The 13,439-nt window shown below is 61.6% G+C and carries 12 protein-coding genes and 1 tRNA gene; 5 read left to right on the top strand and 8 right to left on the bottom strand.

Annotated features, from left to right (window positions below):
• Positions 1 to 498: 498 nt before the first annotated feature.
• The 3 genes from EIC84_RS00720 to EIC84_RS00705 all read left to right on the top strand — a co-directional run bounded on the left by EIC84_RS00720 (position 499) and on the right by EIC84_RS00705 (position 3,044).
• Positions 499 to 1,074 (top strand): hypothetical protein, encoded by a 576-nt coding sequence (locus EIC84_RS00720; protein ID WP_003066284.1) that lies wholly within the window; start codon positions 499 to 501, stop codon positions 1,072 to 1,074.
• A gap of 646 nt (positions 1,075 to 1,720) precedes the next feature.
• Positions 1,721 to 2,569, top strand: coding sequence for a hypothetical protein (locus EIC84_RS00715; RefSeq protein ID WP_003066278.1), 849 nt, complete (start codon positions 1,721 to 1,723; stop codon positions 2,567 to 2,569).
• A 223-nt stretch (positions 2,570 to 2,792) separates the two neighbouring features.
• The gene (locus EIC84_RS00705) at positions 2,793 to 3,044 is read left to right on the top strand and encodes a helix-turn-helix domain-containing protein (RefSeq protein ID WP_080554151.1); all 252 of its coding nucleotides are present in this window, start codon (positions 2,793 to 2,795) and stop codon (positions 3,042 to 3,044) included.
• On the opposite strand, the gene EIC84_RS00700 is transcribed toward EIC84_RS00705, so the two are convergent.
• The 8 genes from EIC84_RS00700 to EIC84_RS00665 all read right to left on the bottom strand — a co-directional run bounded on the left by EIC84_RS00700 (position 2,992) and on the right by EIC84_RS00665 (position 11,202).
• Positions 2,992 to 4,116: a site-specific integrase gene (locus EIC84_RS00700; RefSeq protein ID WP_003066273.1), complete on the bottom strand. Its 1,125-nt coding sequence runs from the start codon at positions 4,114 to 4,116 to the stop codon at positions 2,992 to 2,994. The two genes, EIC84_RS00705 and EIC84_RS00700, sit on opposite strands and share 53 nt — an antisense overlap.
• A gap of 160 nt (positions 4,117 to 4,276) precedes the next feature.
• Positions 4,277 to 4,352: transfer RNA gene (locus tag EIC84_RS00695), tRNA-Val, on the bottom strand.
• A 14-nt stretch (positions 4,353 to 4,366) separates the two neighbouring features.
• Entirely contained in the window at positions 4,367 to 4,639 is a 273-nt protein-coding gene (locus tag EIC84_RS00690; protein ID WP_003056615.1) for an HU family DNA-binding protein, read from the bottom strand.
• A 407-nt stretch (positions 4,640 to 5,046) separates the two neighbouring features.
• Positions 5,047 to 5,610, bottom strand: coding sequence for a CDP-diacylglycerol--glycerol-3-phosphate 3-phosphatidyltransferase (pgsA, locus tag EIC84_RS00685; protein ID WP_003066269.1), 564 nt, complete (start codon positions 5,608 to 5,610; stop codon positions 5,047 to 5,049).
• A gap of 60 nt (positions 5,611 to 5,670) precedes the next feature.
• Positions 5,671 to 7,623, bottom strand: a complete 1,953-nt coding sequence (gene uvrC, locus EIC84_RS00680) for an excinuclease ABC subunit UvrC (protein ID WP_003066266.1) — start codon at positions 7,621 to 7,623, stop codon at positions 5,671 to 5,673.
• A gap of 206 nt (positions 7,624 to 7,829) precedes the next feature.
• Positions 7,830 to 8,816 carry a tripartite tricarboxylate transporter substrate binding protein gene (locus EIC84_RS00675; protein ID WP_003066264.1) on the bottom strand — a complete coding sequence of 329 codons (987 nt, stop codon included), beginning with the start codon at positions 8,814 to 8,816 and terminating at the stop codon, positions 7,830 to 7,832.
• Between the two features lie 164 nt (positions 8,817 to 8,980).
• Positions 8,981 to 9,973 carry a hydroxymethylglutaryl-CoA lyase gene (locus EIC84_RS00670; RefSeq protein ID WP_003066262.1) on the bottom strand — a complete coding sequence of 331 codons (993 nt, stop codon included), beginning with the start codon at positions 9,971 to 9,973 and terminating at the stop codon, positions 8,981 to 8,983.
• A complete protein-coding gene (locus EIC84_RS00665; RefSeq protein WP_050788975.1) occupies positions 9,970 to 11,202 on the bottom strand; it encodes a CaiB/BaiF CoA-transferase family protein in 1,233 nt (410 codons plus the stop codon). The genes EIC84_RS00670 and EIC84_RS00665 overlap by 4 nt, the downstream gene beginning before the upstream one ends.
• 175 nt (positions 11,203 to 11,377) lie before the next feature.
• On the opposite strand from EIC84_RS00665, the gene EIC84_RS00660 reads away from it, so the two are divergent.
• Both EIC84_RS00660 and earP read left to right on the top strand, forming a co-directional pair.
• Positions 11,378 to 12,292 carry a LysR family transcriptional regulator gene (locus EIC84_RS00660; RefSeq protein WP_003066258.1) on the top strand — a complete coding sequence of 305 codons (915 nt, stop codon included), beginning with the start codon at positions 11,378 to 11,380 and terminating at the stop codon, positions 12,290 to 12,292.
• 4 nt (positions 12,293 to 12,296) lie between these two features.
• Positions 12,297 to 13,418 (top strand): elongation factor P maturation arginine rhamnosyltransferase EarP, encoded by a 1,122-nt coding sequence (earP, locus tag EIC84_RS00655; protein WP_003066256.1) that lies wholly within the window; start codon positions 12,297 to 12,299, stop codon positions 13,416 to 13,418.
• The last annotated feature ends 21 nt before the right edge of the window (positions 13,419 to 13,439 follow it).

Raw genomic sequence — 13,439 nt, 5'->3', positions numbered from 1 at the left:
GTACTACAACGAGACAGCACCATGACGCAAGCCAAGGCTCGGCCACCAGTGCTTGGAAACCGCAAGCCAACCGATCCGCAGATCAGCTTGGCGGATCAAGCGCTTCACCTAGCACCGGGCCCAGCCCGACTAACGGCCTCTGGTCAGCTGCTGACTGGCTCCTGTGCCGAGATGGAAAGTGGCGGCCAGTTGAACCCGGCACATTCCCGTTGGCTCATGGGGCTCCCGCCAGAGTGGGACGCCTGCGCGCCTACGGCAATGCCATCAACGCGGAACAGGCGCGCATCTTCATCGAAGCGGGCATGAGCTGCATGTCCTGACCACCAACACCCCAGCCCGCAGCCGCGGGCTTTTCTCATTCTGGGAGCCACCTATATGCAAGACAAGACTTCTAACCACGCCCCCATTCCCACAGAGCTCAACATCGCGCCGCGTGGGAAATCGTGGCTTCACGGGCAGCTTATTGATGGCGAGCAAGGCCATCCCACCAGGCAAAGCATGGAAAGCGCAGATCGCGCGCAGGCCATCGAAGCAGCCCCTGCCCAGGCAGCGCCCGCAGCCGTGGCAGTGCCTGATGGCTGGAAGCTGGTGCCGGTGGATTTGACGCCCGAAATGAAGCGCGAGTTCATGGATCTGCTCATGGACGGCATCGACATTTATGTGAACCGCCGCGATCAGATCGAAATCCAGACTGACGCACCGCGCAGGATCTGGAAAGCGGTACTTGCTCTCTCGCCAGCAGCACCCAAGGCGCAGGCAGACGCGCGGGATGCGGGAATCACATGGCCCAAGGCGCGCGACGTTGGCCGCATCGGAGACATGAGCCCTGCCGCTCACATCCGAGTGGGGTTCGACTCTGACAACGATGTGTTTGTATCCGTCTGGGACGAGAACGGCGGCGGAAGCATTGAGTTCTGTAATCCGGGCGGTGGCGGCGGCGGCCAATCAAGCCGCACTCGCATGGCTCTGGTCGCGCTCATGGTTGCAATTGAAGCGGATAACGCCGAAAAGCCATCGCGCGACTGGTGGGCGCAAGGGGCCACCCAGGTAGCCCAGCAGGGAGGTGCCGCATGAGCGGGCTATATCTCTACTGCCAGAACCCAGATTGCGGCTCTTACCTCGGTTCACTTGGTGGCAATAACTGCCAAAACTGCGGCTGGGTTGCAGTTTCGAGTGAAGGCGATGGCGGCGATCCGCTGGCAACCCAGCAGACACAGGAGGGCGAGTAATGTTCTTCGACCTTCCCTCAGACAAAACATGCATCCATCCGGAGCACAACCCGCCGACTGGCCTCTACATCCCGCCAGGAAAGGGATACTGCCATGTCTGCCCAGCATGCAAGACGGTCAAAGACGTTATCCCGCTGCAATATTCGCTCACCCAGCGCGCCCAGACGTCGCGGGCGTGGACGGTCACGGAAGAAATGCACAGGGCCGCCGTGAAGGTTCTGCACCGCGCAAATGGCCTTGACGGGCTCCCGCAGCGAATGCTAGACGCCATGCTCGCCGTAGCGGCAACTGGACCAAGGCAGGAGCGCAATCCTCAATCAAGAGACTGCCAGCGGCCAGAGTGCATGTCACGAGGATGCTTTTGTCACTGCATAAAGGTCAGCAAATGAGCAAGCGAGCCCGCGACCGAGGCGACAAGCGCGACAGATGGCGCGAACCAATCAACCACCCCGAGCCCCGCCACTGAGCGGGGTTCTTTTTTGGAGAAGTGCATGAGTAAAGAGAGCGCACTGCTTTCCGAGTGGACACACCAAGGCCTCTGTAATGACCTTGAGTCGCACCTGCGCGGCAACACCGACCGGATGGTGTTCCAGAACATCACCATGGGGCAGTACCACGGCGGCCGGCCCGATGTTTTCACGGTCATGAAGTCTTTCGCGAATTTCCGCGCTGACACTTACGAAATCAAGGTTTCGCGCTCTGATTTTCTGAGCGACGTAACAAGCGGGAAGTGGCGCAAATACCTAGACCATTCGCATGCGGTCTGGTTCGCTGTCCCCGAAGGAATGATCAAGCCCAGCGAATTGCCTGACGGCACCGGGTTGACTGTTCGTAGTGCCAAGGGCTGGCGTTCAGTGCGAAAGCCGAAGCCGCAGGCGATGGACACCCTGCCGCGCGATGCATGGTTGCGCCTGTTGATGGATCTGCACCCCATAGGGTTCAACGGCGAGCCCAAGGCACCCCGGGCAGCACCGAGCGCCTACAAGCTGGAAAAGATTGCACGCAAGCGCATGGGCGAAGAACTGGCCGCGCTGATAGCTAAACCAGAGGAATACAGGGAGCGCGTGGAGCGTGCCCGCCTTATGGCCGACGGTGAAGTAGCCCGCCTGACTGCTCGCAAAGAAGAAATGATGGTCGAGGTCAATGCAAAGAATGCCGAGCTAATCGAGGTTCTCGGTTTGCCGCCCGGCGCATCGACCTATGTCATCGGTTCCGCGATACGCCATTTGCGCGACGTAATCGACATGCGCGATCTGCAGGAGGCAAAGGACAACCTGGACCGACTCATGAAAAAGATCCTGGAGCGCATGCCTGAAAAGGCCGCGACTCAGAAGTCGTGAAGACCAGCGCCAGCACCGTGGGCCCGCCAGAATACAAGGCCTACATATCCCACCACTTCAACTGCCCTACATGCTGCGCTGCCGGCCGATCTGGCGGAAAGCAGGCGCGATGTCCGGATGGGCAGCGCTTATGGGACCTCTACCTGCAGGCATTCCAAGCCCTGTACCTAGCACCCTCAAACAAACTGAAAGCCCCGAGAGGGGCTTAACTTTTAATAGCACTATGACCAAAGCCACAAACAATTTCACCTGCTCCGTCACAGAAGCGGCCGAGATTCTTCAGGTGCATAGTTCCACCATTGAAAAACTCATTGCCGGCGGCGTGCTACCAGCTGGCAGAATCGGCCGCGCCTATGTGATGCGGACCAGCGATGTGCACCGCTATGCAGAAAAAGTCATCCTTGACCAGACTTCAGAGCGGCTTACCAAAGGTCATCGGCCAAGGTCGATCCGCGCAAGTTTGCGTATCGCATGAGCATTCTGTGGCTCTTATGGCCAGTAATTTTCATGATCTGCGTCTCACTGAGCTTGGTGCGCTCAAACAGGCGACTCGTCGCCTCGTGACGCAGGTCATGGAAAAGCAACCCTTCCGCCCCGGCGTGCTCAAAGATATCCACGAAAAGCCGCGACAGGAAATCGGTCGTGTCATTCAGCTTCTTCGGTGACTCCTCCCCCTGCAGGAAAGGGAACACCAAATCACCAGGGTCAGCATCACTGGGCTGGAACGCGCGCAGTTCCGCCAGTGCCACGGACGAAAGCGGGACTTGCCGCTTGTCCCCGTTTTTGGTCTTGTCCAGGAAAACTGTCTTTTGCGGCAGATCCACCTGGCTCCAGCGCAACGTATACATTTCGCGCATCCGCATCGCAGTCTCCACCGCCAGCACTGTGATGCACTTCAACGCCACTTTGTCCCGCCGCCCCTCAAGCACGAGGGGTCGCTGCATGCGGGGCAGCACACCCGTGGCGATCACCCCCAGGATTTTTTCCCACTCTCCCGGCTCAAGCCGCCGATCCCGTTCATTGTCTTTTCGCTGCACTCCGGCCACGGCCGCGTCAGCCTTGGTGTATTGAGCGTAGCCGCTTGGCAGCGAACGAAGCGCATGGTCTGGCATCGTGAGGAAGCCTTTGCGCATGCCCCAGTCCGTGGCGCGAGCGAGTGCACCGACCTTCGCATGAATGGTAGTGGGCGCTACCTTATCAATGCGCTTCATCTTAGCGATCCATTGATCCACCCAAGCAGCATTGATTTCAGTCAAGCGCACCGTGCCGAGCGTCGGCAGGATAGTTTTCAGCGACGCTACATCTTTGGGCGAGGGATGGGCCTCGCGCTCGTAATCGCCAACGAGGTCAGCGATGGTCAAAACCTGTTCTGTCTGTTGGTGCTCAAGAGGAACGATGCCGCGCGCGAGCAACGCCTCCAACTTGGCCGCATATGCATCGCCTTCCGCCTCTGTGGAAAACGTGAGATACAGCGGCTTGTCCAGAACACCCTTCCTTTTGAAGATGTACTGCCACGATCCATTTGCGAACTGTTTCTTGCCTGCCATCTAGCCTCCCAAAAAGGAGCGCCATACTAATCCCTGCAGAGTTGGTAGACAACGATTTTCGGTTGGTAGAGGCGGCTTGTGGCGGCTATTCGGGTTGGTAAAGAGGGCAAAGAAAAAGGGCTTAGATCGCTCTAAGCCCTTGATTTCTTTAGTTTTTTAGTGGTGGGTCCTGACGGTCTCGAACCGCCGACCTACTCCGTGTAAAGGAGCCGCTCTACCAACTGAGCTAAGGACCCACTAAAACTGGGTGTCAGTTCAGAGCATCTTTCAATGCTTTGCCCGGACGGAATTTAGGCACCTTGGCCGCTTTGATCTTGATGGAATCGCCGGTGCGAGGATTACGACCGGTGCGAGCTGCACGCTTGCCAACAGCAAATGTGCCAAAACCAACAAGCGATACTGTACCACCTTTTTTCAGTGTTTTCTTCACTGCGTCGATCGTGGAGTCCAGTGCACGCGCAGCTGCGGCCTTGGAAATATCGGCGTTGTTAGCGATGTGCTCAATCAGTTCGGTTTTATTCACAAGATGCCTCTCGAGAAATAAGTGAATGGAATGTCTCTGCAAACGCAGACCTTGCGTAGCAAGAAACCAGTCGCGATAAAGACGGAAGCCAGCCTATCAGTTTCTGCGTATGGGCAAGCCCATTTCTACCTGAAGCCGCTGACATTTTTGACGCCAACTCGCGCTGCGCATTCCAGCGACAGAACCAGATTCTATGCGGTTTTTGAGCGGGTTCGGCCATCCACAGCGGCTTTTTTCAAGCTTCTTCCGTGTCGGCTTCACCGATTGACAACAATTGACAAAATCTGCAGTCCGATCAAGTCATGCGATGCGCCGCCGCAAAGTCTTTTTGCTGCTCCGAAAGCAGCCCACCAAATAGCAAAAAGCGCTTGATGAACAAGCGCTTTCAGAGAGCTCCACTTCGGATTTCAGAGCCTGGCACGAATTTCGGGCAATGCCTTTTGCAGGTAGTAGACCATGGACCAGACGGTCAGCACCGCTGCAATCCAGATCAGCCACTGCCCCCAGACGCCGGTATCGATCACTCCGAACGCCACTCCGTCATAGAGCAGAAAGGGGATGGCCACCATCTGGGCCATGGTCTTGGCCTTGCCGATCATGTGCACGGCCACGCTCTTGCTGGCGCCGATCTGAGCCATCCATTCACGCAGTGCCGAGATGGCAATCTCGCGTCCGATGATGATCAGCGCCACAAACACGTCGGCGCGTTGCAGATGAACCAGTACCAGCAGCGATGCACAGACCAGAAATTTGTCGGCAACGGGATCTAGAAAAGCACCGAATGCCGATGTCTGATTGAGCTTGCGCGCAAGATAACCATCGAACCAGTCGGTGGCGGCAAACACGATGAACATCACGGTGGCGATGAGATTGCGGGTCGCCTGATCCAGCGGCGCGTAAAACACCCCCACGATGAGCGGAATCGCCACGATCCGCGTAAGGGTCAGCACAGTAGGGATGGTGAAGAACATGGGTGTCATTGTGTCACGAGCACGCAGCGCCAGCGCGGATTCGCGCTCGCTCAGCCTGCATCAATGCAGTGCCTTGTAGATTTCTTCGGCCAGCGTTGCGGAAATGCCCTCCACGGTCATCAGATCGTCCACGCTGGCATCGGCCACGCCGCGCACGCCGCCAAAACGCTGCAGCAATCGCGCCCGTTTCTTGGGCCCCACGCCGGCAATGTCTTCCAGACTGCTGCTGCCTGTGCGCACCTTGGCGCGAGCCGCGCGCATGCCGGTGATGGCGAAGCGGTGCGCCTCGTCGCGAATCTGCGCCACCAGCATCAGCGCCGCCGAGTCATGACCCAGGTAGACCTTGTCGCGCCCGTCGGCAAACACCAGCTCTTCGAGGCCGACCTTGCGGCCCTCGCCTTTTTCCACGCCCACGATGCGCGACAGATCGAGGCCCAGCTCCGTGAACACCTCGCGCGCCATGCTGACCTGGCCCTTGCCGCCGTCGACCAGCACCAGATCCGGCAGATGCGGCTGCTTGCCGGTCAGCTCGGCGCCGCCCGCCTCGCGCTGCGCCTCGGCCACGGGCTTGTAGCGACGAGTGAGAACCTGACGCATGGCCGCATAGTCGTCGCCACCGGTGATGCCTTCGATATTGAAACGGCGGTAATCGCTGCTCTGCATCTTGTGGTGATGGAACACCACGCAGGACGCCTTGGTGCTTTCGCCGCTGGTGTGCGAGATATCGAAGCATTCGATGGTCAGCTCGTCGAGATTCTCGACCGGCAGATCCAGCGCCTCGGCCAGGGCGCGCGTGCGCGCCTGTTGCGAGCCTTCTTCGGCCAGCAGACGGGCCAGCTGGATGTCGGCATTTTTCTGTGCCATCTCCAGCCAGATGCGGCGCTGCTCGCGCGGCTGCTGGACCACGGTGATGCGCACGCCGGTCTGCTCGGTCAGCAGTTCCACCAGCCGCTTCTCCACGGGATGGCTGACGACAAGCGTGGGCGGCACGGCCACGCCGACATAGTGCTGGGCAATGAAGGCCTCCAGCACCAGCTCCTCCACGGGCCGTGCCTCGGCCGCGGCGTCCACCTCTTCCTCACTGGAGTAGACCGATGCGGCATCGCCCAGATTCGCCGGAAAATAAGGCCTGTCGCCCAGGTGGCGGCCGCCGCGCACCATGGCCAGGTTGACACAGGCGCGGCCGCCCTGCACTCGCACGGCCAGGATGTCCACATCCTTGTCGTCCGTGGTTTCGATCGCCTGCTGGTGCAGCACGCGCGACAGGGCCGTGAGCTGGTTGCGCACCTCGGCCGCCTGCTCGAACTCCAGCTTGTCGGAGTGCGCCATCATGCGCGCTTCAAGCTGCTGCAGCAGCTCGCTGGTTTCGCCGCGCAGCATGGCCTCGGCATTGCGCACATCCAGCGCATAGGCCTCGGGCGATATCAGATCCACGCAGGGGCCGGTGCAGCGCTTGATCTGATAGAGCAGACAGGGGCGACTGCGGTTGGCGAACACCGTGTCCTCGCAGGTACGCAGCCGGAAGACTTTCTGCAGCAGCTGAATGCTTTCCTTGACCGCCCAGGCACTGGGATAGGGGCCGAAATAGCGGTGCTTCTTGTCCACTGCGCCCCGGTAGTAGGCGATGCGCGGGAACTCCTGAAACGCCGGTTCGCCCTCCTTGCCGTCGCGATGCGCCACACCGGTGATCTTGAGATAGGGATAGCTTTTGTCGTCCCTGAACAGGATGTTGTACTTGGGGTACAGCGTCTTGATGAGGTTGTTTTCCAGCAGCAGCGCCTCGGCTTCTGAGCGCACCACCGTGGTCTCCAGCCTCGCGATCTTGCTGACCATATGGCCTATGCGCGTGCCGCCATGGTCCTTCTGGAAATAGCTGGAAACGCGGCGCTTGAGGTTGATGGCCTTGCCTACATAGAGCAGGACACCGGCCGCATCGAAATAGCGATAGACGCCCGGCAATGGCGGCAGCGCGGCCACCTGGGCCAGCAGTTCGGCGGAATGCGTGGAAGACATGGGCGCTATTGTCTGCGCATGTGGACGAATCCGGCAGCAAGCGGCTCAAACGCCAGGCCAGCGTTCTGTCTATCAATAAAAGGAGCTTCCAGCGCTTGATGAGATTGAATTTCAGATACTTTTCAATCTGAGATCCTTATCAGTCAAGCGGTAGAAGCTCCTTTTTTAGATCCAAGGGATTTGGGGCAATCCCTGCGCCCTGCAGCTTACTCGGCTTCGATTTTGGACGACTTCACCACCTGCGCCCAGTTGCCATATTCGGTCTTGACCATGGCCGCCAGTTGCTGCGGGCTCATATAGTCTGCCGTGGCGCCCTGCTCTTCGGCCTTTTTCCTGAAGGCGGGGTCCTCCACCACCTTCTTGATATCGGCAGCCAGCTTGTCGATCACGGGCTGTGGCGTGGCCTTGGGCGCAAACACGGCAAACCAGGACGTGGCGTTCACACCCGGGTAGCCGGCTTCCGCCGTGGTGGGCACATTGGGCAGGCTGGGCAGGCGCTGCTTGCCCGTCACGGCCAGCACGCGCAGCTTGCCGCTTTGCACATGCGGCATGAAGGGAGGCGCGGTGCCGAAGGTCAGGTCCACCTGGCCGCCCAGCAAGTCCTGCAGCGCCGGGCCCGTGCCCTTGTAGGGCACGTGCACCATCTTCACGCCGGCCTGCTGCTCCAGCATGGCGCCCGTCACATGCTGCAGCGAGCCGTTGCCAGACGAGGCGTAGTTGAGCTTGCCGGGGTTGGCCTTGGTGTAGCTCACCAGCTCGGCCAGCGTCTTCACGGGCAGCTCGGAGCGCACCACGATGATCTGCGGCGCCGACAGCACATTGGCCACGGGGGCAAAGTCGCCCTGCTCCCAGCTCTTGATCTTGGCCAGATGCGGGGAGATGACGTGGTAGCCCGAGTACTGCATCAGCAGCGTGTAGCCGTCGGCATCCGCACGCTTGACCAGATTGGCGGCGATGGCGCCATTGCCGCCGCCCTTGTTGTCCACCACCACCGATTGCCCCATCACCGGCGCCAGCGCCTGTGCGGCCATGCGGCCGGCCAGATCGGTGGTGCCACCTGCGGCTGCGGGCACGATCATCAGCACGGTTTTGCTGGGATAACTGCCCTGGGCCATGGCCGGGGCGCTGACCAGACCGGCGGCGGCAGTAACCGCAGCCAGCATGAAATAAAGGCGTTGACGTTGAACAGTCATGTTTGTCTCCTGATTGGAATGGGGACTTGCGCCAACAAGGGTGGGCAGCGGGCATCTGTATTGGCCAGACACCATGCCTGATCCGAATTTGCGCAAGCCGTGGGGCGGTAAACCGCAGCAGCTCCTTCCCCCGAAAGAGCCGATGCAGCGGGGCGAAAATCGTTTCAGGCCCTGGCCTGGGCGCGTTCCTTGATCTCGGCAAAATCCGCTGGCGGCTGGTGCAGGTCCCAGCGCGTGCCGGCCTTGACGATCTGGCTGGGCGTCTCGTGGCCGATCAGCGCCGGCAGGCTGCGAGCAGCCGCCACAATGCGGGCCAGGTCTGTGCCGGTGTCATAGCCCATGAGTTGCAGCGCCTGCACGATCTCTTCGGTGCAGGCATTGCCCGAGGCGCCCGGCGCATAGGGGCAGCCACCCAGACCGCCAATCGAGGCGTCGAAGCGATCCGCACCCGCATCAATGGAGGCCAGCACATTGGCCAGCGCCATGCCGCGCGTATTATGGAAATGCAGGGTCAGGCCCAGTTGCGGCCAGCGCGCCTTGAAGGCCAGGACCATGGAATGCACCTGGCTGGGATAGGCCATGCCCGTGGTATCGCACAGCGTGATGCCCTGCACGCCCAGATCGGCAAAGCGCTGCACCCAGGCCAGCACTTCGACCTCGGCCACATCGCCCTCCATGGGGCAGCCAAAGCAGCAGGAAAGCGACACGTTGACGGGCGTTGCCGCCTGCTGCGCCGTGGCAATCACCTGCCTGAGTGCCTCGAAGGACTGGCTGCGCTGCATGCGCAGATTGCAGAGGTTGTGCGTCTCGCTGACCGACATCACCAGATTGAGTTCGTCGGTCTGTGCATCGATGGCGCGCTCCGCGCCGCGCACATTGGGCACCAGCGCCGTATAGACCGTGCCCGGCCGGCGCGCGATCTCGCGCATCACGATCTCGCCGTCGCGCAGGGCCGGTATGGCCTTGGGCGAGACAAAGGCCGTGACTTCGATCTTGGACAGGCCCGCCTCGGACAGCGCATTGACCAGCGCGATCTTGTCCTCGGTGGGGACAAAGGCCTGCTCCATCTGCAGACCGTCGCGCGTACCGACCTCGTTCATATGGATGCGGCGACCCGCACCCGTCCACACCTTCGTATTCAGGTCGGCGGCCATCATTGGACAATCCCCTTGGCGCGCAGCTGCGCAATCTGCACCTCACTCAGGCCGATCTCGGCCAGCACGGCATCGGTGTCGTCGCCCACATGGGGGGCGCTGCTGCGCACCGTGCCCGGCGTCAGCGAGAGCTTGGGCACCACGCCGGGCACCTGCAGCTCGAAACCATCGCGGGTGCGCTGGGTCAGAATCATCTCGCGTGCCCGGTAATGCGGATCCTCGGCAATATCCTTGGCCGTGTAGACCTTGCCGGCCGGCACACGTGCTGCGCCCAGCTCGTCCATCACCGTCTGCACGCTGCGCGCCTGCGTCCAGGCGCCAATCGCGGCATCGATCTCGGCCACGCGCTGGACGCGGCCCGCGTTGTCGGCCAGATCGGGCGCGTCGGCCAGATCCTGGCGGTCGATGGCCGTCATGAGTCGCTTGAAGATGGAGTCGCCATTGCCCGCCACCAGCACCCAGCCATCCTGGCAGGGATAGGCATTCGAGGGTGCAATGCCTGGCAGCGCACTGCCGGCGGCCTCGCGCACGGCGCCAAAGGCGCTGTACTCGGGGATCAGGCTCTCCATGATGTTGAACACGGCCTCATGCAGAGCCACATCGATCACCTGGCCGGGACCGCCGTTCACCTTGCGGTGGTACAGAGCCATCATCACGCCGATCACGCCGTGCAGGGCCGCCAGCGTATCGCCGATCGACACGCCCACGCGCACCGGCACCCGGCCCGGCTCGGCCGTCAGATGGCGCAGTCCGCCCATGGCCTCGCCGATCACACCAAAGCCTGGCAGATCGCGATAGGGGCCGGTCTGACCGTAGCCAGAGATCCGCAGAATCACCAGGCCGGGGTTGATGGCGTGCAGCTCCTCGGGCGACATGCCCCAGCCTTCCAGCGTGCCGGGACGGAAGTTCTCGACCAGCACGTCGGCTTCGGCAATCAGCTGGCGCGCCACGGCCTGCGCCTCCTGCTTGCGCAGATCGAGAGCGACCGAGCGCTTGTTGCGCGACTGCACCTGCCACCAGACGGAGGTGCCTTCCTTGATCAGACGCCAGTTGCGCAGCGGATCGCCCGCACCGGGTGCCTCGATCTTGATGACATCGGCACCAAATTCGCCCAGGGTCTTGCCACAGAAGGGACCCGCAATCAGCTGGCCCATTTCCACCACTTTCACCCCTTCCAGCGCGCGCGGCGTGGCAGTCTGTGTGGCAGGGTCGTGGATATTCATCGTCGTCATGCGTTTGTCTCTTGTTTGTCTCTCGCTACCTGTCTTGCTGTGCTGCTTTGCGTTGACCAACACCAGGCAAAGCGGCTTTTCAATCATCTTGCCCTTGAAGGGCAGTCCTGCAAAACGCTGAAATGCGAAGCTGCCATCGCATTTGGGCATAGCCAGGCGGGATAATGCTGTCCTCATGAAACTGGACCCGATCACCCTGCGCCTGTTTGTGGCCGTGATGGAAGAGAACGCCATCGCGCGTGCCGCGGCACGCGAGCACATTGCGCCCTCGGCCGCCAGCCGCCGTCTGGCCGAGCTGGAGGGCCAGCTGCAGCTTGAGCTGTTCACACGCAGCAACCGGGGCAGCCAGCCCACGGCCGCCGCCTACGCACTGCTGAACATGGCGCGCGGCGTGCTCAACGAGCTGGACGGCATCGCCACGCAGATGAAGGGCTACGCCCAGGGCGGCGAGCAAGGCCTGCGCGGCCATGTGCGAGTAATGGCGAATATTTCCAGCATCACCCAGTTTCTGCCGGCCCAGCTGCAAAGCTTTCTGAGCCGGCACCCGCTGGTGGATGTACGGCTGCAGGAGCGCGTGAGCACCGATATCGCACGTGCCGTGGCCGATAACGAAGCCGATATCGGCCTGCTCAACAACGGCAGCTACGGCAGCAAGATCAGCCTGCGCCCCTATCGCCGGGATCGGCTGGCCGTGGTCATGCCTCGATCGCATCCGCTGGCCGGCGAGCACAGACTGCGCCTGGAGCAGGTCATCGAGCATGATCTGATCGGCATGCATGCCGACAGCGCACTCAACCATCTCATCACCCGCTCTGCCGCCGACCAGGGCCTGCAGCCGCGCCTGCGCATGAAGGTCACCGGCTATGACGCCCTGTGCCTGATGGTGGCCGCCGGCCTGGGCGTGGGCATTCTCCCCGAGGGCAGCGCCCATATCTACATGGGCGCACTGCCCTTGCACTGCATCCGCCTGGACGAAGTCTGGGCCGAGCGCCAGCTCATGCTCTGCGTACGCTCCCAGGACGCACTCTCGAGCGTCGCGCAACTGCTGGTCGAGCACCTGTGCCAGAGCGCCTCAACCGATAAAGACTGAACCCATGCCCGAATTCGCACCATTGCCAGCCCCCGGCCAAGCGCCACAGCACCCATCACTGAGCTGGGACATCTTCTGCCAGGTCATAGACAACTTTGGCGACGTGGGGGTGTGCTGGCGCACGGCCGCAGAACTGGCCGCACGCGGCCAGCAGGTACGCCTGTGGATGGACGATGCCAGCGCCCTGCAATGGATGGCCCCTCAGCCCTGGCCGCCGGGCCTGAGCGTGCATGCCTGGCCCGCGCAAGCCGCAGACGTTCCGGCGTCGATTGGCGATGTGGTCATCGAGGCATTCGGCTGCGAGATTCCCGCGGCATTCGTGAGCGCCATTGCTGACAAGGCGTCGAAGAGCAAGCCTGCGGTCTGGATCAATCTCGAATATCTCTCGGCCGAAGACTATGTGGAGCGCTGCCATCGCCTGCCCTCACGCATCATGAGCGGCCCCGCGTCCGGGCTGACACGCTGGTTCTTCTACCCCGGCTTTACGGCGGCAACCGGCTCGCTGGTACGCGAGCAGAACCTGGCCGAGCGCCAGCAGGCCTTCATGGCCCAACGCGACTCGTGGCGCCGCGCACAAGGCATTGAGCACGGCGAATGTGCCGTCTCGCTGTTTTGCTACGAGCCCGCCGCCCTGCCCCAGTTGCTCGCGCAGCTCTCGGACAAGCAGGCGCTCAATGCGAGGCTGCTCGTGACCCCCGGACGCGCCACGACTGCCGTGCAGGCGCTGCCCCAAGCGCAGCAGATGCAGCCGCTCTATCTGCCAGCCCGCCCTCAGGCCCGGTTCGACGAAATGCTCTGGGCCTGCGACCTGAATCTGGTGCGTGGCGAGGACTCCCTGGTACGTGCGCTCTGGGCCGGCCAACCCATGGTCTGGCAGATCTACCCTCAGCATGACAACGCCCACCACGACAAGCTGAATGCCTTTCTCGACTGGCTCCAGGCTCCGGACAGCCTCAGGCGCTTTCACCACACCTGGAACGGCATGACCGCACCGCAAACATTGCCTTTGCTCACACGCGAAATGCTTGATGAATGGGCCTGCTGCATCAGGGCCGCGCGAGCCAGATTGATGGAACAAACCGAACTGATTGCGCAGCTTCAAGCTTTTGTCGCCGAAAAAAGCTAAAATCCACGTTTTGCCTCTCTG

The sequence above is a fragment of the Comamonas sp. A23 genome, from assembly GCF_004522605.1.
GTDB classification, from domain to species: domain Bacteria; phylum Pseudomonadota; class Gammaproteobacteria; order Burkholderiales; family Burkholderiaceae_C; genus Comamonas; species Comamonas thiooxydans.
Note: the sequence above shows the minus strand (reverse complement) of the source record. Positions and strands in the feature narration are given on the sequence as shown.

Bases quoted from the DNA above. Each gene is read 5' to 3' on its own strand.
- EIC84_RS00720 (WP_003066284.1), top strand. From the start codon at position 499: ATGGAAAGCGCAGATCGCGCGCAGGCCATCGAAGCAGCCCCTGCCCAG.
- EIC84_RS00715 (WP_003066278.1), top strand. From the start codon at position 1,721: ATGAGTAAAGAGAGCGCACTGCTTTCCGAGTGGACACACCAAGGCCTC.
- EIC84_RS00705 (WP_080554151.1), top strand. From the start codon at position 2,793: ATGACCAAAGCCACAAACAATTTCACCTGCTCCGTCACAGAAGCGGCC.
- EIC84_RS00700 (WP_003066273.1), bottom strand. From the start codon at position 4,116: ATGGCAGGCAAGAAACAGTTCGCAAATGGATCGTGGCAGTACATCTTC.
- pgsA (WP_003066269.1), bottom strand. From the start codon at position 5,610: ATGTTCTTCACCATCCCTACTGTGCTGACCCTTACGCGGATCGTGGCG.
- uvrC (WP_003066266.1), bottom strand. From the start codon at position 7,623: ATGTCTTCCACGCATTCCGCCGAACTGCTGGCCCAGGTGGCCGCGCTG.
- EIC84_RS00675 (WP_003066264.1), bottom strand. From the start codon at position 8,816: ATGACTGTTCAACGTCAACGCCTTTATTTCATGCTGGCTGCGGTTACT.
- EIC84_RS00670 (WP_003066262.1), bottom strand. From the start codon at position 9,973: ATGATGGCCGCCGACCTGAATACGAAGGTGTGGACGGGTGCGGGTCGC.
- EIC84_RS00665 (WP_050788975.1), bottom strand. From the start codon at position 11,202: ATGACGACGATGAATATCCACGACCCTGCCACACAGACTGCCACGCCG.
- EIC84_RS00660 (WP_003066258.1), top strand. From the start codon at position 11,378: ATGAAACTGGACCCGATCACCCTGCGCCTGTTTGTGGCCGTGATGGAA.
- earP (WP_003066256.1), top strand. From the start codon at position 12,297: ATGCCCGAATTCGCACCATTGCCAGCCCCCGGCCAAGCGCCACAGCAC.